The following is a 19,468-nucleotide window of genomic DNA, read 5'->3' on the forward strand; positions in this document are numbered from 1 at the left end:
TTCATGCCTCCCTTCGGCTCACCGTCATCACAGCCCATGCGCTGCGTGGAATAGTGGCGCCTTCAGCGTGTGCCTGTTCTTGCGCCCACGACTCATCTCTGGGGAATTCGCTTGTTGGGGAAAGGAATGACGACAAGTCAATGGTGGCGTGGCGCGGTGATCTACCAGATCTATCCGCGCAGCTTCCTGGATACCGATGGCGATGGCGTCGGCGATCTGCAGGGGATCATCGAGAAACTCGATTACGTCGCCAGCCTCGGCGTCGACGCGATCTGGGTTTCGCCCTTCTTCAAGTCGCCGATGGCCGACTTCGGATACGACATCGCCGATTACCGCGAGGTCGACCCCTTGTTCGGCACCCTCGACGATTTCGACCGCCTGCTCGCCAAGGCCCACGGTCTTGGGATCAAGGTGATGATCGACCAGGTGCTCAGCCACACCTCGGTCGAGCACGAATGGTTCAGGCAAAGCCGCGAATCGCAGCACAACGACAAGTCCGACTGGTACGTCTGGGCGGATGCCAAACCGGATGGCACACCACCCAACAACTGGCTTTCGATCTTCGGCGGCGTCGCTTGGCAGTGGGAACCGCGTCGCGGCCAGTACTTCCTCCACAATTTCCTGGCCTCGCAGCCGGACCTGAACTTCCACAACCCGGCGGTGCGCGCCGCCACGCTGGACAACGTGAAGTTCTGGCTCGATCGCGGCGTGGATGGCCTGCGCCTGGATGCGATCAACTTCTGCTTCCACGACGCGCAACTGCGCGACAACCCGCCCAAGCCATCGGAGCTGCGCACCGGTCGCGGGTTCAGTGCCGACAACCCGTACGCCTTCCAGTACCACCTCCACAACAACACGCAACCCGAGAATCTCGGGTTCCTCGAAGAGTTGCGCGCGCTGCTGGATCGGTATCCGGGCGCGACTACGCTCGGCGAGATCTCGTCCGAGGATTCCCTCGCGACGATGGCCGAATACGTCGGCGACGGCCGCCTGCACATGGGCTACAGCTTCGAACTGCTGACCGACGACTGCAGCGCCGCCTATATCCGCGGCACGGTAGAGAACCTCGAATCGAAGATGCCGCACGGCTGGCCCTGCTGGGCGATCTCGAACCACGACGTGCGCCGTGCCGTGACGCGCTGGGGCGGCACGTCGCCGACAGGCGCCCTGGCCAAGCAACTGGTGGCGCTGGTGTGCTCGCTGCGCGGTTCGGTCTGCCTGTACCAGGGCGAGGAGCTTGGCCTCAGCGAAGCGGATGTGCCGTACGAGTCGTTGCAGGATCCCTATGGCATCGCCTTCTGGCCGAACTTCAAGGGCCGCGATGGCTGCCGGACACCGATGCCGTGGAGCGGCGACGCCCACGCCGGCTTCACCGCGAATCCGCCCTGGTTGCCGATTCCGGAAGCGCACCGCAGCAGCAGCGTGTCGGTGCAGGACGCCGATCCCGATTCGGTGCTCAACGCAGTGCGCACGTTCCTCCGCTGGCGCAGGACCAAGCCGGCGTTGGTACGCGGCGACATCCGCTTCATCGATGCGCCGGAACCCGTGCTCGCCTTCGTCCGCAGCAGCGAGGGGCAGTCGTTGCTGGTCGCGTTCAACCTGTCGGCGACGCCTGTCGAATGGACGCTGCCCTCCGGTACGACTGCACACCTGCTCGAGGACCACGACCTCGCGTCGGCCCGCATCGATGGCGATCGCGTACACCTGCCGGCACGGGGCGTGCTCTTCGCCAGGCTTGGCTGAGTCGATGCTGCGCTTGCTACGCGCAATCCGGTTCACATCATTGCTGAAGGATTCCGAGATGCGTTTTTCGTTCGCTGCTCTCCTGCTCCTGGCGTTTGCTGTTCTTGCGCAGGCTGCCCCCGCGCATGCCGAGACCGTCGCCGAGGTGTCTTCGCCCGATGGCACGCTGAAAGTGGAACTGGACCTCAATGGCGAAGGCCGGCTGGCCTATCGGGTGGCACGCAAAGGCCAGCCGCTGATCGACGATTCCCGGCTCGGCTTCATCCTGCGCAATGACCGCCAGTTGCTGCGCGGCCTGAAGCTGGAGAAACAGGCGGCACGCAGTTTCGACGAAACCTGGGAGCAACCCTGGGGCGAGCGCCGCTTCGTCCGCAATCACTACAACGAACTCCGGGCGAGCTTTGTCGAGGGCGATCGCGACCACCGCCGTGTTGACGTCGTGTTCCGCGTGTTCGATGACGGCATCGGCTTCCGCTACGAACTGCCCAAACAGCCGAAGCTCGACAAAGTCCAGATCGAGGAAGAACTCACCGAGTTCGCAATCGCGCAGCCGGCGACCGCGTGGTGGATCCCGGCCTTCGAATGGAATCGCGAGGAATACCTCTACAACCGCACGCCGTTGGCCGAAGTCGGCATGGCACAGACCCCGATCACGCTGCGCACGGCGAATGGCACGCATCTCTCCATCCATGAAGCCGCACTGGTCGACTACGCGGGCATGAACCTGGCCAAGGGCGGCGACGGTCGCCTGCGTGCAACGCTGACGCCCGGCAGCCCGGCCAAAGTGGTGCGGCGCACGCCCTTCACCACGCCCTGGCGCACGATCCAGATCGCCGAACGCGCCGGCGGCCTGGTCGAATCCAACCTGATCCTCAACCTCAACGAACCCAACAAGCTCGGCGACGTGAGCTGGTTCAAGCCGTCCAAGTACGTCGGCGTGTGGTGGTCGCTGCACCTCGACACACAGATCTGGGGCACCGGGCCAAAGCACGGAGCAACCACGGAGAACACCAAGCGCTACATCGATTTCGCCGCGAAGTACGGTTTCCGCGGCGTGCTGGTGGAAGGCTGGAACGTGGGCTGGGATGGCGACTGGTTCGCCAACGGCTGGAACTTCGACTTCAGCAAGCCCACGCCGGATTACGACCTGGAGGAGTTGGCCGCCTACGCGAAGTCCAAGGGCGTGCACCTGATCGGCCACCACGAGACCGCGTGCGCGATCAGTCACTACGAACGGCAGATGAGCGAGGCGTTCGCCCTGTTCCAACGCCTGGGCATCGATGCGGTGAAGACTGGCTACGTCTGTGATGCCGGCCAGATCGAGCGGCAGGACAAACCGAACGGCCCGGTGCTGCGCGAATGGCACGAAGGCCAGTTCATGAGCAACCACCACCTGCGCGTGCTGGAGGCGGCGGCGAAACACCACGTCGCCATCAATGCGCATGAGCCGATCAAGGACACCGGCCTGCGTCGCACGTACCCCAACTGGATTTCGCGCGAAGGCGCGCGCGGTCAGGAGTTCAACGCCTGGGGCAATCCGCCCAATCCGCCGGAGCACGAACCCAATCTGATCTTCACCCGCATGCTCGCCGGGCCGATGGACTTCACGCCCGGCGTGGTGAGCCTGAAGGGCCGCGGTGGCCAGGCGATCCAGAACACGGTCGCGCGCCAGCTTGCCGACTACGTGGTGCTGTACAGCCCGATCCACATGGCCGCGGATCTGCCGGAACACTACGAGCAGCACATGGATGCGTTCCAGTTCATCCGCGACGTGCCCACCGACTGGCAGGACACGCGCGTGCTCAATGGCGAGGTCGGCGACTACGCGACCATCGTGCGCAAGGACCGCAACAGCGAGGACTGGTTCCTGGGCAGCGTGACTGACGAGAACGCGCGCACGCTGGCGATACCGCTGGACTTCCTCGATGCGAAGCGCATCTACGTCGCGCAGATCTACCGCGATGGCGACGGCGCGGACTGGAAGACGAATCCCTTCGCGTTCGCGCGCGAGACCCGCGAAGTCTCGCGCGGCGACACGCTGACGCTGAAACTGGCCTCGGGCGGTGGCGCGGCGATCCGGTTCACGCCCAAGGCGCAATGAACCGCGTGTCGCATTCTGGACCGAAACGTACAGTCGGGTTGCTGGTGGCTGTATCGGCGCTTCTTTCCGCCTGCGTGCCGCCGGGCATGGACCGGTCGCCACATGCAGCGAATCCGGTGATCGACGCAATCACCGTCGAAACATCGATGCTGGAGGCTCCCACCGTTTCGCCGCAGCCGATCCGTGTCCGGATCTGGCTGCCGCCGGGTTATGCCGTCGCTACGCGACGTTATCCGACTCTCTACATCAACGACGGCCAGGACATGGAGGCCGTCGGCCTGCAGGCCACGCTGGAACGGCTGTATGCGGGCAAGGCCATCCAGCCTGTCATTGTGGTCGCGATCGACATGCCACCGGATCGGATGGGCGCCTATGGCTTCTCCGATCGCCCCAATGCACGCAGTCTGGTGGCGGGGACCCGCTACGGAGCCGTAGGCACTCACGCGCACGCATATTCGGAATGGGTCGCGAAGGCGCTGGTGCCGGCGATCGATGCGCGCTACCGCACGCGCCGCTCACCCGATGCGCGCGCCGTGCTCGGCTGGTCGCTAGGTGCCGCGAACGCTTTCAATCTCGCGTGGCAATACCCGGAACTGTTCGGACACGTCGGCGCGTTCTCGCCTTCGTTCTGGCTGTCCGCGGACCGCAACGACGCGGACGCGGTGCAGCGGAGCCGCCTGGCGCAGCGCATGGTCGACGGCAGTCACGTGCGCGCGGACCTCAAGCTGTTCTTTGCCGTCGGAACGACCGAAGAAACCGACGACCGCGATGGCGACGGTATCAACGACGCGCTAGACGACACCCGCGACCTGATGGATGGCTGGCACAACGGCGGCACCTTGCATGCCCAGGGCCTGCGCCAACTCGGTTACTCGGTCAACCTCGATTACGGCCAGCACGCCAGCACCGACGATGCGGTGCTGCTGTCGCTGCAAGGCGGCGGACACAACCAGGTCAGCTGGGCACGCATGCTGCCCACGTTCTTCACGTGGGCGTATTCCAAACGCTAGTTGCAACGACAGGCGACTGTCCTTCCAGTTCCGTGTCCTTGGTTTCGCGCACCGCAGACACGACGAACAGCGGCAGCCCCAGGACCGGGGCAGCGTGGTGGTCGATCAGGGCAAAGCGATGACGGCGGCATCCATCACCAATGGGTCGACGTTGCCGTCACCGCCGCCGAAACCATGCGACTGCGCCGTCGGCACGAGCGGGCGGTAGCCGCCGTCGTAATCCCAGGTCGTGACATACACCTTCGCGCCAGCCAACGACTTCGGGTTGCCGAGCGATGCGCCGGACAGGAGGAAGCTGACCACGTCGTTATCGCGATCGGCTGCGATCGTGGCGGCGGGCATTGTCGCCGTGCCTTCATTCGTCGCGGATGCACCGTTCGCCGAGAACAACGCGTTTGACCAGCCATGTGCGCGCAACCGGTAATGCCAGCGCATGTCGTGGGGCAGCGTCGCATTCTGCAGCGGCATCACCGTCGCACCGTCCGCCTGGCCGGGCACCTGCACGAAGATCGTGAATGCGACATGGTCGAAGCCGTTGGACGGATTCCACGATGCAGTGACCTCATGCATTCGCAGGTCGATCTTCAACGCACCGCCTGCCCCGGACACGCGCACGCCACGGATGTCGGCCTGCCGGTTCGCACCCCAACCCGCATCGCTGGGATAGCGATAACGTCCATCCGGGCCCGCGTCGTCGCCTGCGGGGTCGTCGATTTCCGCGAGCACCTTCCAGTCGCGTTCGACACGGAAGCTGCATCGCGCCGAGGCGACTCCCGAGGATTCATCCCACGCGACCAGGTTGTGTTCGACCACGGCATCGGCCATCGCCCCTGTATCCACCGTGGCTTCCCAGCGGTCGTCGGCGTCGGGCCGGACGCGCTGTGCTGCGTCGAGATTTCCATCGACGACCAGCAGGAATTCGAATGTGTCCTTCGCGTTGCCCCGCACGCGGAAGTCGCCGCCGACGCGCGCCGCCGTCAGCGGTTCGATGGCGAGCGATGCGGATCGCGCCGGAATCGCTGCGGTCTTCGACGTGGGCTTCCACACCATGCCGCTGCGTGCGGGTAGTCGCAGGCTGACCAGGCCATCGGCGCCCGCGACGAGATCTTCCGGCACGCCGTCGATCGCGAACAGACCCTGCAACTTCGTGCCCGCCGCGAGTCCGGTGTCGAGGTTGTCGAGCAACGCAGCGTGATCCGAGGTGTTGAAGACCACGAGTGCGGACTCGTCGCGGCCATGCACCTGTGTCCGCATCCGATACGCCAGCACGCCGGCACTGGCGGCGTTGTCGCGCAGGATGGTCGGCGTTCCCCGCGAAAACAGCAGATGGGCACGACGCAGTGCGATGGCGCGCTTGATGAACTGGTAAAGCGGCGCGTCCGTATCGAAATGATCGCGTCCGGCAGCGCCGTAGCCGTCCTTGAACATCGCGCCGCGCTGTTCGGTGAAACCTTGCTCCGTGCCGTAGTAGACGACCGGAATCCCCGGCAGCGTCATCAGCAGCAACAACCCTTGCTTCAGCCCGGCGACGTTGCCGCTGGCCAGGAAGCGATCGACGTCGTGGTTATCGATGAAGCTCGGCATCAGGTGCGGCTGCGCATGCACCGCCATCATGCTGCGGATGCGATGCGCGAGTTCGGCCGTCGGTCTGCCGCGTGCAAAGACATCAACCGCCGTGCCGTACAGCGGGAAATTGAGCATGCCCGGCAGCAGTGCTTCACCGCCGCGGCCGCGCATGTAGTCATCGATCTTCCTGGCTTGCGCATCGTCGTAGGGTTTGTCGATGCCGAAACCTTCGCCGAAGACATGGAAGGCCTTGCGCCCGGTGTTCTCCGCTACCTGGAGGATGCCCGGGTGTTTCGCATCGTTCGAATGCAGGAAATCGGTGAAGTACTCCGATGGTACGTAGAATGCGGTGTCCACGCGGAAAGCGTCGACGCCGACTTCGCGGATCCAGTACCCATAGGATTCCCGCAGCACATCGCGCACCACCGGGTTTTCCGTATTCAGATCGTCGAGACCCGCAAGTTGATAAGTGCGCTCCTGGACCGGGTTCGTGAAGTCGGTGATGTCCGGCGTCCAGTGATAGACGCCAGTCTTGCGATGTTCTGGATTGCGCACATCATTCAGCGTGAATGGCCATTGCGTCGGCGCGGTGCGGCCGTTCGCATCGGGAATCAACCGGAAGTTCGCAGCCGGATCCGCGGCACTCCACTGGCCGTCATAGGCGATGAAATTCGCAACGTGGTTCACCACGATGTCCTGCACCAGATACATCCCTGCTGCGTGGATGCTGCCGGACAGGCGCTTGTAGTCCGCGAGCGTGCCGTAGTGCGGATCGACCGCGGAAAAATCCTCGCCCCAGTAGCCGTGGTAGCCGCCGTACTGCGCCCGCACGTTCCACCACTGGTGCGCCACGGGCGGCGTAATCCAGATTGCCGTGGCGCCGAGGCCGCGGATGTAATCCAGGTGGCGCTCGATGCCCACCAGATCGCCACCGCTGTACTTCGCATTGCTGGCTGGATCGAACTCGCTGGCGCCCTGGTCGTTGTTGGCGGGATCACCATCGTCGAACCGATCGGTCATCACGAAGTAAATGACCTGGTCGCGCCAATCTGGCGACGGCACATGCAGCAACGGAGCCGCGGCGGGTTGCGCCGCTCGTAGCGTCGGGGGAACACCCCCTGCCAGCACTGCCGCCGCCAATGCCAGGCACAACGACCCCAATCCCCTCGGATGCATCGATCCACCTCGACTTTCGCAACCGCCATTCAGATCTGGAGGCCTTTCCCATCAGCGATCGCGCGAACGCGCGTGGGGGGCGGCCCACTATTCCATGGTTGCGTGACGGCGGTTGCCCCCCTGCTTCGTCGCGATGCAATGAATACGTATGCAAGAAAATTTGTGCGGGGATGGCTGCGAATACCATCCACCTACGCCACGGGGCATGGGTAAGCATCGGGCGCACGGGGGCTGGAGCGCCGATCGACGACATAAACGGCGCGGCTGACGAAACAGAACTTTGAGGAGTGGAGGGGAGATGCAACTGAAACGCAATTTGCTCAGCGTGGCGCTAGCTTCTGCGACGATGCTTATCGCGACAGGCGTACACGCGCAGTCCACCGATCCGGCGCCGCAGCAGGATCAGACCGATGCCGCCAAGAACGAGGCCGAAGAACCCAAGGTCAGTTTGGACACGGTCACGGTGACCGGCATCCGCCTCGGCATCGAGAACGCGATCGAGACCAAGAAAGAGTCTACGTCCATCGTGGAGTCGATCTCGGCGGAGGACATCGGCAAACTTCCCGACATCAGCATCGCCGAATCCATCTCGCGCCTGCCCGGCTTGGCCGCGCAGCGCGTCGGCGGCCGCGCCCAGGTGATCAGCGTTCGCGGCCTGTCGCCGGACTTCTCGACCACACTGCTCAACGGCCGCGAGATGGTCAGTACGGGCGACAACCGCAGCGTCGAGTTCGACCAGTACCCATCCGAGCTGATGAGCGGCGTGACCGTTTACAAGACGCCGGACGCCGCGCTAGTGGGCCAGGGCCTGTCGGGCACGCTCGACATGCGCACCGTGCGCCCGCTCGACTTCGACAAGCCTGTGTTCGCCATCAGCGCGCGCTACCAGGAGAACTCGCTCGGTTCGGCGGCGAACGCAGACGGCGATGGCAAACGCATCAATGCCAGCTATATCGACCAGTTCGCGGGCGGAACGCTGGGGCTGGCGATCGGCTTCTCGCACTCGGACATCCCGATCCAGGAAGAGCAGACCGGCCTGTACGAGCCTTGGCAGGTACAGCCGCGCGCCGGCGTGCCCGCAGGCACGTACGTCACCGACGGCGGGAAAGCTCTGCGCCGCACTGGCTACATCCGCCGCAACGCCGCGATGGCGACCGTGGAATTCAGGCCGATCGCCGAGTGGACCAGCACGCTGGACATCTTCCACACCTCGGCCGTGCAGGAAGACACCGCCAACCAGTTCGAAGCGAACTTCAACTACAACGGCAACCCCGTCACGCAGGTCTGGACGCCGACCGTCAACGGCAACGGCACCCTGACCGGGGGCACGCTGACCAACGCCTATCCGCTCGTCCGCGGCATGTACAACAAGCGCGAGGACAGCATCGACGCGGTGGGTTGGAACAACGAGATCAAGATCGGCCATGCGAAAGTCACGGCCGATCTGAGCTGGTCGAAGTCCCACCGCGACGAGCTCAACCTCGAAAACAACCTGCAGCTGCTGCCGAATCCACAGTACGACACGCTGCAACTGAACTTCCCGGAATCGGGCTTCGCGACGATCGATCCAGGCCGCGATTACTCGGACCCGGGCGCGCTGTTCCTGGCCAACACGATCTACGGTTCGGGCTATGGCAAGACGCCGAACGTCGTGGACGAGCTGATCGGCTTCAAGGTCAACGCCAACCTGCCCGCCCCGGACGCGATCGACGGGTTCTTCTCCGACTTCGACATCGGCGCGCACTACGGCGACCGCGAGAAGACCAAGCACCAGCCGGAAGGCAGCATCAACCTCGGCGCGCAGGGCGTCACGACGATCGCGCCGGACCTGCAATACGGCCTGGTCGACCTGACCTTCGCGGGCGTCGGCTTCATCCCGTCCTGGAACGTGCCGGGCGCGGTCGGGCGCTACATGACCTTCGCGCCGAACGAGGATGCTTCTTACCTCGTTTCGAAGGCCTGGACGGTATACGAGGGCATCACCACCGGCTGGCTCCGCGGGAACATCGACACCACGTGGGGTTCGATCCCGGTGCGCGGCAACATCGGCGTGCAGGTCCAGCACACCGACCAGTCGTCGAGCTCCAACTACTGGGATTCCTCGCAGGCCGCCGGCCAGAACGTGCGTCCGTACGAGAACGGCAAGACCTACACCGACTGGCTGCCGAGCCTGAACCTTGCGTTCTCCTTGCCGCACGACCAGACGCTGCGCTTTGCGGCGGCCCGACAGATCGCGCGCGCGCGCCTGGACCAGCTGCGTGCCTCGTTCGAGTTCGGCATCTCCACGGGCGGCCCAAACCCCGGCACGCCCGGCGGTTCTGGCGGCAACCCGCTGCTCGATCCGTGGATCGCCAACGCCTTCGACGTGTCGTACGAGAAGTACTTCAACGGCACCAAGGGCTACGTGTCGGCGGCGGCGTTCTACAAGGATCTGCGCAGCTACATCTATACGCAGTCGCGCACATTCGACTTCTCGCAGTTCATCGCGCAGATGCCTCCCGCCCAGCAGGCACTCGTCACCACCAACATCGGCCAGTTCACCGCGCCGTACAACGGCCAGGGCGGCAAGCTGCAGGGCCTGGAACTGACCGCGTCGCTGCCGTTGGAGCTGTTCTGGCAACCGCTGGAAGGCTTCGGCATCGTGGCCAGCGCCAGCTTCTTCGACAGCAACATCGAGATCAAGGATCCCGAGAGTTCGTCGAGCGTGGGCAGCGACAACATCTCGCTGCCGGGTCTGTCGGACGAGGTGTACAACCTCACCGCGTATTACTCACGCGGCGGCTTCGAAGCGCGCATCAACCAGCGCTGGCGTTCGGACTTCATCGGTGAGATCGGCAACTTCGCCGGCAACCGCACACTCCGTTACGTTGAGGGCGAGGACATCACCGATGCGCAGATCAGCTACTCGTTCGGCGAAGGCAACTGGATGAAGGGCGTGACCATGCTCCTCCAGGCCAGCAACCTGACGAATTCTGGCTACCGCACCTACGCCACCACCAAGGACCGTCCCCTCGAGAACATCGAGTGGGGCCGCACCTACATGCTCGGTGTCAGCTATAAGTTCTAAGAAGAAACACCAAAATGCAGCACCCCCGACCCTTGCCGGTACCCGCCGGCAAGGGTTCTTTTTTGTCGTCAGCCAGTATTCACGGGGGGCCGCCGTCGCAGCGACGCGGCATCTTCCTGAGTCCCTGCGAGTTAGCGAGCAGCACGCGAGGGGCCGCACCGGGTGTCTTGCGCCGCGGGCGGCGTACTTGTGAGCTGGTATGCGTTGACATCGCCTGCGCGGCACTGCAACATACGCGCCCTGCACCCTGCCCGGGTGGCGGAATTGGTAGACGCACTAGCTTCAGGTGCTAGCGGGGGCAACTTCGTGGAGGTTCGAGTCCTCTCCCGGGCACCAGGTCAGAGAAAGCCCCCGCTTGCGGGGGTTTTTCGTTTTTGGCCCTCGCTTCAGGGCTATCATCGCGCCGGGAAGCTCAGGGGACGCGCGGTGCGAAGAATGCTTTTTGCAGCCACGATTGCGGTTTCCTTTACCGGAAGCGCCTGGGCAGGAAGCTTCCGCTTCGAACAATATGCGTCCTATCCGATCGCCGGTACCACGACCAACGCCGTCGCTATCGGGGATGTCACTGGGGACGGGCGCGGCGATGTCATCGTTGCGACCGGAATGAACTCCAATCCAGCTGGCCCGAATGACAACAAGGTCTTCATCTACGCGCAGCACCCCAACGGCGGTCTCAAGCCTCCAATCAGTTTCGCCCTGTCGCAAACCGTCGCTACGCCTGCGATAACACTCGCGGACCTGAACAAGGACCATGTCCTAGATATCGCGGTGGGACACTACAACGGCATCACGTTGCTGATCGCGAATGGCGCAGGTGGCTTTGTGAGTCGACCGATAATCGCCAATTGCAGCTGCGACGACCTCGGCGCGTTGGATATCGATCTCGATGGCAACATCGATATCGTGGGGCAGTCCTGGGATGCAACACTATTCTATGGCGATGGCCAGGGTGGAATCAGGTCGACCGCTACGCTGCAAACATATGCAAGTTCAGACAGCGACCTGAAAATCGGCGATGTCACTGGTGACAATCTCCCTGACCTCGTCCTGGCTTCCCCAAACAGTTCACCGAACTTCTTTATCTTTCCACATAACGGAACGAACGGCTTTGGCCCCGTCCGTGTTATTCCAGCGCCCGCTGCTTGGATCCGCACCGTTGCGATCGGTGACTTCAACCATGATGGCCGCAATGACATCGCAACGGCCACGCCGTACTCCCAGCTCTGGATGCACTACCAGACGGCAAGTGGCCAGTGGGCGACTCCTGAACAGATCGCCAGCGCTTCGAACACCGGGGCGCTGGCGACCGTGGATCTCGACCGTAACGGCCGTCAGGACTTGCTGGCGACACACAACGGTTCGTTCGGATATTACCTTCAGACAGCTGGCGGCTGGGGGACAGAAGTACTGAGCCAGACTCCGTATGCGACAAGCGGCCCCAGCAACAGCCAAGGCCTTGCAGTCGGCGACGTCAACCATGATGGCTGCCCGGATGCCGCAGCCGTCCTCGGAGAATTGACGCTGTTCCGAGGATGTTCGAACCGCGCGGCGGTTGGGGATCTCAACCTTGACCGCAAGTCCGACCTGCTTTGGCGTAACGGCAGCACTGGCGCCAACGTGATCTGGCGATCTGCAAGCAATGCGACACAGCAACAGATTTCGGGGATTGCTGATAACGCCTGGATTGCTGCGGGCATCGGTGATTTCAACCGCGACGGCGAGTCAGATCTCCTTTGGCGCAACACCGCCACCGGCGCCAATGACATCTGGCGATCGGCTAACTCGGCCATCCCGCAGACGGTCGCGCCGCTGAATCAGGTGTACGCAGTCGCCGGCGTGGGCGACTTCGACGGCGACGGCTATTCCGACATCCTCTGGCGCGATACGAGCACCGGCAACAACGTAATCTGGAAATCAGCCGACTCGGCTACACCGAGAGGCATTGGCTCGATCACGGGCCAAGCCTGGCAAGTGGCCGGCATCGCCGATTTCAATGGTGACGGCAAGTCCGACATCCTCTGGCGCAACAGCTCTACCGGTGAAAACCGAACCTGGCAGTACTCGGCATTGTCTACGCCGATCAATGTCGCCACCGTCGTCAACCTCGACTGGAAGATCGCCGGCGTCGGCGACTTCAACGGCGATGGCAAGTCCGACATCTTCTGGCGCAACGGCAAGACCGGGGCAAACGTGATCTGGCGGTCGGCAAACTCCACCACCCAACAATCGGTGACAGGCGTGACGAACCTGGCCTGGAAAGTAGTGGGTACCGGCGACTACGACGGCGACGGCAAGTCCGACATCCTGTGGCGCAACACCAGCACGGGCGCCAATGTCATCTGGAAGGCTGCCAATAACGCTACCCAGCAACCCGTCACCGGTGTGACCAACCTGGCATGGAAGATCGTGCCCTGATTCGGATGCCAAGTATCTTCATCGAGTAGAAAAACCCGCCGCGAGGCGGGTTTTTTTATCGGGACAGCTGGCCGCACCCGATACCGCCGCTAGAATCATGCGTCCAGTTTGCATAGCAGCACCTAGATGACCGACCCCGTCCGCCCCGTCTTCCACGGCTTCGAGCAGATCCCGCTGCGCGAGTACGCCGAGCGCGCTTATCTCGACTACTCGATGTACGTGGTGCTCGACCGTGCCCTGCCCTTCCTTGGCGACGGGCTCAAGCCCGTGCAACGCCGCATCATCTATGCGATGAGCGAACTCGGCCTCAACGCCGGGGCCAAGCCGAAGAAATCCGCGCGCACCGTCGGCGATGTCATCGGTAAATATCATCCGCACGGCGATAGCGCCTGTTACGAAGCGCTGGTGCTGATGGCGCAGCCGTTCTCGTACCGCTATCCGCTGATCGAGGGCCAAGGCAACTTCGGTTCCTCCGACGATCCGAAATCGTTCGCGGCGATGCGTTATACCGAATCGAAGCTCACGCCGATCGCCGAAGTGCTGCTCGGCGAGCTCGAACAGGGCACCGTCGACTGGGTGCCGAATTTCGACGGCACGCTGGAAGAGCCTTCGTGGATGCCCGCGCGCCTGCCGCACCTGCTGCTCAACGGCACCACCGGCATCGCGGTCGGCATGGCCACCGACGTGCCGCCGCACAACTTGAACGAGATCGTCAGCGCCTGCCTGCGCCTGCTCGACGATCCCGATGCGACCGTGCGCGACCTGTGCGAGCACGTGCGCGGCCCGGACTATCCGACTACCGCCGAGATCATCACCCCGGCGGCCGACCTGTTGGCGATGTACGAGACCGGGTTGGGCAGTGTGCGTGCGCGCGGCACCTTCGAAAAAGAAGGCGCCAACATCGTCATCACCGCGCTGCCGCACCAGGTGTCGCCATCGAAGGTGATCGAACAGATCGCCACCCAGATGCGTGCAAAGAAACTGCCGTGGCTGGAAGACATCCGCGACGAATCCGATCACGCCAATCCAACCCGCATCGTGCTGATCCCGCGCTCGAACCGCGTCGACGCCGAACAACTGATGGGCCATTTGTTCGCGACCACCGATCTCGAGAAGAGCTACCGGATCAACATGAATGTGATCGGCATGGACGGCCGGCCGCAGGTCAAGAACCTCAAGATGCTGTTGTCGGAATGGCTGGAATTCCGCACCGAAACTGTCACCAAGCGACTCAAGCACCGCCTCGACAAGGTCGAACGCCGCCTGCACCTGTTGGAAGGTTTGCTGGTCGCGTTCCTCAACCTGGATGAAGTGATCCGCATCATCCGCACCGAAGACGAGCCGAAAGCCGCGTTGATCGCGCGTTTCCAGCTCAGCGAGGAACAGACCGACTACATCCTCGACACCAAGCTGAAGCAGTTGGCACGACTCGAGGAAATGAAGATCCGCGGCGAGCAGGACGAACTCGACAGCGAGCGCGACCGCCTGATCACTATCCTCGGCAGCAAGGCCAAGCTCAAGAAGCTCATCAAGGATGAGCTGATGGCCGATGCGAAGAAATTCGGCGACGCGCGGCGTTCGCCCCTGGTTGCGCGCGGGGCTGCGCAAGCCCTCGACGAGACCGAGCTGGTCGCCAGCGAACCGATGACGATTGTCCTCAGCGAAAAGGGCTGGATACGCGCTGCCAAGGGCCACGACATCGATGCATCGACACTCAGCTATCGCGAAGGCGACGGCCTGCTTGCCGCGGCCAAGGGTCGCAGCACGCAGCAGGTGGCATTCCTCGATTCGACGGGACGCAGTTATTCCAGTGCCGCGCACACGCTGCCGTCGGCGCGTGGCAACGGCGAACCATTGACCGGCCGCTTCTCGCCGGCACCGGGCGCATCGTTCCAGGCGTTGGCCACCGGCGACAACGACACGCGCTTCGTGCTGGCCTCATCGCACGGTTACGGCTTCGTCACCCGCTTCGAGAACCTCACCGGACGACAGAAGGCCGGCAAGGCGATGCTGTCGCTGACACCCGGTGCGAAAGTCATGCAACCAGCCATCGTCGCCAATGCCGCGGCCGATCGTGTCGTCGCCGTCACCAGCGCTGGCCATCTGCTCGCCTTCCCGGTCAGTGAATTGCCGGAACTCGACAAAGGCAAGGGCAACAAGCTGATCGACATTCCCAAGGCCAAGCTGGGTACCGAACGCGTGGTGGCGATTGCGGTGATCTCGCCGGGCGGCACGCTGGCAGTGAAGTCCGGCGCACGCACGATGACGTTGTCGTTCAAGGATCTCGACGAATACGTCGGCAGTCGCGCCACGCGCGGCGGCTTGCTGCCACGAGGCTGGCAGAAGGTCGACGGTCTCGCGGTGGAATGAAGCCGCTTGAATGGCGATTGCCTCCGCTTTGGTCGTTATCGACCAGAGCGGACGTCGACAACCTGCGACGTTAAGATCTGGCCGTATCGAGCGTCTCGGTCATGCGCGTCGCAGCAAAGACACCCGAGGCAAACGTCACGCCAGCGACAAGGTAGACCGCGAAGTGCAGTCCGAACACATCGGCTGCGATGCCGGCAAGCAGCGCACCGACGGCATAGCCCAGGTCCCGCCATAGACGGTAGATGCCTACGGCCGATGCCCGCCAGCCAGGATTGGCGACATCGCCAATGGCAGCGAGTAGCGTCGGGTAGACCATGGCAGTGCCCAATCCCAGCAGCACGGCACCGACGATGAAGCCGGTCATGTATGCAGCCATCGCGGTGATCACTATCCCGAGTGCCTGGATCCACATTCCCCAGACGATGAGCCACTTGCGTCCGACCCGGTCCGAGAGCGCCCCGGTGCCGATCTGTGCCAGACCCCATACCGCCGGATAGATGGCGGCCAACACGCCGATCTGCTTCAGGCTTGCACCCGCCGCTGCAAACACAAGCGGAAACAGGCCCCAGGCCATACCGTCGTTGAGGTTGTTGACCAGCCCGGCCTGGCTGACGCTCGAGAGGTTTCGATCCGTGAAAGAGGTCCGGCGGAAGATCTCTCCCTGTGTGAGTTTGGATGCGCCTATATCGGCGAGATCGCGCGTCCGCACCTCGTGCTCCACGAAGTGGCGTGTTTCGCGAACCGCAAATACGGACAGAGCCAGGCCTGCAACGACGTAGACCGCACCCAGGTAGAACGGCTCAGGTCGAAGCCCGTAGCGTGCCGCGATCCATCCGGTCGCCAATGCGCTCACCGCGACAGCGAAGTAGCCAGCAAACTCGTTCAGCCCCATGGCCAAGCCACGCTGTTTGGGGCCGACCAGGTCGATCTTCATGATGACCGTGGTCGACCACGTAAGCCCTTGGCTGATGCCCAGTAAAACATTCGCCGCCAGTATCCAGTTCCAGCTCGGCGCCCACATGAGCGCGAAGGGGACTGGTGCTGCCGCAATCCAGCCGGCGATCAGGACGTGCTTGCGACCGAAGCGATCAGAGAGCCGGCCGGCGAAATAGTTGGTAAGCGCCTTGGCAATGCCGAAGGCCACGATGAACGACAAGACGGCCGATCGTGCCGCGAGCAGGAATTCCTGCTCGGCGATGGCCGGCAAGATGCTGCGCTCCAGCCCAACCATCGCGCCGACGAACGCATTGACCAGTACCAGCAACCAGAACTGTGCAGCGTTTTCGCGAAGCCCCAGGCGGACGGACATGGCTGGCATGGGTGACTGATCGGTCCTGTATTGAAGTGCAGTGCCTGGAATGTAGCGTAAGAAGTTGCTGTTAGTGTTGATTGCCAAGGGTCGAAACCTGCCGTTGAAGAGAGCCCTTTGGTTCCGCGAATAACGCGTGCAGTACGCTTATGGTCAACGGTCGAAAGCAGGGTTACGCTGCTTTAGGTGACTGGGCCGCGGTCTGACCCCAATCAAATAATGGCACCCGGCCTTCGCCGGGCGATGACGAGGACGCTGGAGATCCAACGGATGGCAAAGTGGCTGAAGCGTCTCGCTCTTGCGTTGCTCGTCCTGCTAGTGCTGGCTGCCATCACCGCCTGGTGGCTATTGCGCGGCAGCCTTCCGCAACTCGATGGCGAATTGTCGCTATCCGGCCTGTCGGCGTCGGTGTCGATCCAACGCGACAAACTCGGCGTGGTCACCATCGAGGCGGCCAACGAGACCGACGCGATGCGCGCCCTCGGCTACGTGCACGCGCAGGAACGCTTCTTCGAAATGGATCTGATGCGGCGCACCGCCGCCGGTGAGCTGGCCGAACTTTTTGGCCCGATCGCCGTCGATACCGACAAGGAACACCGCGTGCACCGCTTCCGTGCCCGGGTGATGCAGAACCTCGGCGCCATTGCCGGCGACAAACTGCCGGTGCTGAAAGCGTACGTCGATGGCGTCAACGCAGGCCTTGCAGATCTGAAGGTGCGGCCGTGGCCTTACCTGCTGCTGCGCACCGAGCCCAAACCGTGGCAACTCGCGGATTCGCCGCTGGTCGGCTATGCGATGTACTTCGACCTGCAGGATTCGACCAACGCGCGCGAGCTGGCGATGTGGAAGATCAGGCAAGTCGTGCCGCCGGCGCTGTTCACGCTGTTGAGCCACGACGGCACCAGCTGGGATGCGCCGCTGATGGGAGCGCCGCGTGGCGATGCGGTGTTGCCGACGCCCGACCAACTCGATCTGCGCAAGCTGCCGGCGCCGAAGCGAGCCGATGCGGGGGATCTGCCCGTGCCGCGCGAACTCGGTAGCAACAACTTCGCTGTGTCCGGTGCGTTGACGAAGGATGGTCGCACCATCGTTGCCAACGACATGCACCTCACGCTACGCGCGCCGAACATCTGGTTCCGTACGCAGTTGCTTTATCGGGATCCGCGTGCACCTGGCGGCATGGTGAATGTCGGCGGTTTCACGTTGTCCGGCATTCCGGCCATCGTGGTCGGCAGCAACGGTCATGTGGCCTGGGGCTTTACCAACAGCTATGGCGATTGGCTCGACTGGGCGAAATTGCCGCCCTGCCGCCCGTTCACGAACTGCATCGGCAACCGCGAGCATGTCGAATACATCAAGGTTTCAGGCAACGCTCCCGCCAAGCTGGTGGTTCGCGAAACGCTTTGGGGGCCCGTCCTCCATGAGGAAGCAGACGGCAGCACGTTGTCGCTACGCTGGACCGCCCATCTGCCGGGCAGCATGCAGTTCGTCGTCTCCGATCTCGCCTACGCGAAAGATCTCACGCAGGCGCTCAACACCGCCGACCTCGCCAGCATTCCTGCCCAGAACCTCGTCGTCACTGACAGCGATGGCCGCAGCGCATGGAAACTGCTTGGCGCAATTCCACGACGGGACGCAGGCTGTGATCGCATAGTCGCAACCGGCATTCAAAGATTCGGCCCCGAACATGCGCCTTCTGGAACACCATACGACGATGGGCGCTTCTGTACGCCATGGAAACTCGGACCCGGCCCATCGCCGCAACTGATCGATCTACCTTCGCATCGATTCTGGACCGCCAACAGCCGTGTCGTCGACGGCGATGCGCTGAAGCAAATCGGCGACGGCGGCTACGTCCTCGGCGCACGCGCCAAGCAGATCCGCGACGACCTGTTCGCGAAGCAGCAGTTCACCGAGCGCGATCTTCTCGCGATCCAGCTAGACGATCGCACACTATTCCAGACGCGATGGTGGCAATTACTACGCGATGAGGCGGTACGTGCGAAGACACCTGCACTGAGCGAATTGGCCGCGGCAGCAGAGACCTGGCAAGGCCGCGCCAGCATCGATTCGGTTAGTTACCGCATCGTGCGCAACTGGCGGCTTGCCGTGCACAAGCGCATCGGCGACGGTCTCACCGCACCAGCGCAGGTCGCGCTCGGCAAGGACTTCCTGATGCCGGCGTTGCCGCAACTGGAAGGCGTCGCATGGCCGCTGGTAACGCAGCGACCCATGCATCTGCTATCGCGTCACTACGACTCGTGGAATGCGCTGTTCGAGGATGCCGCACGCGAAGTCCGCGGCGAACTCGCAGAAAAAGGCCCGCTCTCCGAGCGCACCTGGGGTGAACAGAACACCGCCCGCATCTGTCACCCACTCGCCGGCGCATTGCCGGCATTCGCCAAACGCGCGTTGTGCATGCCATTCGAGCCCCTGCCGGGTGATGTCGCCATGCCGCGCGTGCAGGCGCCGGACATGGGCGCGTCCGAACGCATGGTGGTTTCGCCTGGACACGAAGCCGACGGCATCATCCATATGCCTGGCGGCCAGAGCGGGCATCCGTTGTCGCCGTTCTGGGGTGCAGGGCATGACGACTGGGTGCATGGTCGGCCGACACCGTTTCTACCAGGGAAGGCCGAACACACATTGCGGATTACGCCGCTTGCGCCTTAGCCCCTCTCCCACCGGGAGAGGGGTTGGGGTGAGGGGCG

The 19,468-nt window shown here is 63.4% G+C and carries 9 protein-coding genes and 1 tRNA gene; 8 read left to right on the forward strand and 2 right to left on the reverse strand.

All coding sequences use genetic code 11. From position 1 onward, the window contains the following. Nucleotides 1-126 precede the first annotated feature (126 nt). From MO486_RS02455 to MO486_RS02465, 3 genes are read left to right on the forward strand one after another with little or no spacing between them, the layout of a single operon-like run. A complete protein-coding gene (locus MO486_RS02455; protein ID WP_242904272.1) occupies nucleotides 127-1,743 on the forward strand; it encodes an alpha-glucosidase family protein in 1,617 nt (538 codons plus the stop codon). A 58-nt stretch (nucleotides 1,744-1,801) separates the two neighbouring features. Next, a complete protein-coding gene (locus tag MO486_RS02460; protein ID WP_242904274.1) occupies nucleotides 1,802-3,844 on the forward strand; it encodes a glycoside hydrolase family 97 protein in 2,043 nt (680 codons plus the stop codon). A gap of 5 nt (nucleotides 3,845-3,849) precedes the next feature. Then, nucleotides 3,850-4,854, forward strand: coding sequence for an alpha/beta hydrolase-fold protein (locus tag MO486_RS02465; protein ID WP_242904276.1), 1,005 nt, complete (start codon nucleotides 3,850-3,852; stop codon nucleotides 4,852-4,854). A gap of 105 nt (nucleotides 4,855-4,959) precedes the next feature. Here MO486_RS02465 and MO486_RS02470 read toward each other — a convergent pair whose 3' ends face one another. After that, on the reverse strand, nucleotides 4,960-7,596 hold the full coding sequence (locus MO486_RS02470; RefSeq protein WP_242904278.1) for an alpha-amylase family glycosyl hydrolase: 2,637 nt from the start codon (nucleotides 7,594-7,596) through the stop codon (nucleotides 4,960-4,962). 298 nt (nucleotides 7,597-7,894) lie between these two features. On the opposite strand from MO486_RS02470, the gene MO486_RS02475 reads away from it, so the two are divergent. The 4 genes from MO486_RS02475 to parC all read left to right on the forward strand — a co-directional run bounded on the left by MO486_RS02475 (nucleotide 7,895) and on the right by parC (nucleotide 15,448). After that, complete coding sequence (locus MO486_RS02475) at nucleotides 7,895-10,663, forward strand: TonB-dependent receptor (RefSeq protein ID WP_242904280.1); 2,769 nt, start codon at nucleotides 7,895-7,897, stop codon at nucleotides 10,661-10,663. Between the two features lie 249 nt (nucleotides 10,664-10,912). Continuing rightward, nucleotides 10,913-10,999, forward strand: a tRNA-Leu gene (locus MO486_RS02480). Between the two features lie 99 nt (nucleotides 11,000-11,098). Then, nucleotides 11,099-13,078: a VCBS repeat-containing protein gene (locus tag MO486_RS02485; RefSeq protein ID WP_242904282.1), complete on the forward strand. Its 1,980-nt coding sequence runs from the start codon at nucleotides 11,099-11,101 to the stop codon at nucleotides 13,076-13,078. A 126-nt stretch (nucleotides 13,079-13,204) separates the two neighbouring features. Next, nucleotides 13,205-15,448, forward strand: a complete 2,244-nt coding sequence (gene parC / locus MO486_RS02490) for a DNA topoisomerase IV subunit A (RefSeq protein ID WP_242904284.1) — start codon at nucleotides 13,205-13,207, stop codon at nucleotides 15,446-15,448. 70 nt (nucleotides 15,449-15,518) lie between these two features. On the opposite strand, the gene MO486_RS02495 is transcribed toward parC, so the two are convergent. Next, the gene (locus MO486_RS02495) at nucleotides 15,519-16,757 is read right to left on the reverse strand and encodes an MFS transporter (protein ID WP_242904286.1); all 1,239 of its coding nucleotides are present in this window, start codon (nucleotides 16,755-16,757) and stop codon (nucleotides 15,519-15,521) included. A gap of 270 nt (nucleotides 16,758-17,027) precedes the next feature. Between MO486_RS02495 and MO486_RS02500 the strand changes: the two genes are divergently transcribed. Further along, nucleotides 17,028-19,430, forward strand: a complete 2,403-nt coding sequence (locus MO486_RS02500) for a penicillin acylase family protein (protein WP_242904288.1) — start codon at nucleotides 17,028-17,030, stop codon at nucleotides 19,428-19,430. Nucleotides 19,431-19,468 lie beyond the last annotated feature (38 nt).

The sequence above is a fragment of the Lysobacter sp. CFH 32150 genome, from assembly GCF_022758295.1.
Lineage (GTDB): Bacteria > Pseudomonadota > Gammaproteobacteria > Xanthomonadales > Xanthomonadaceae > CFH-32150.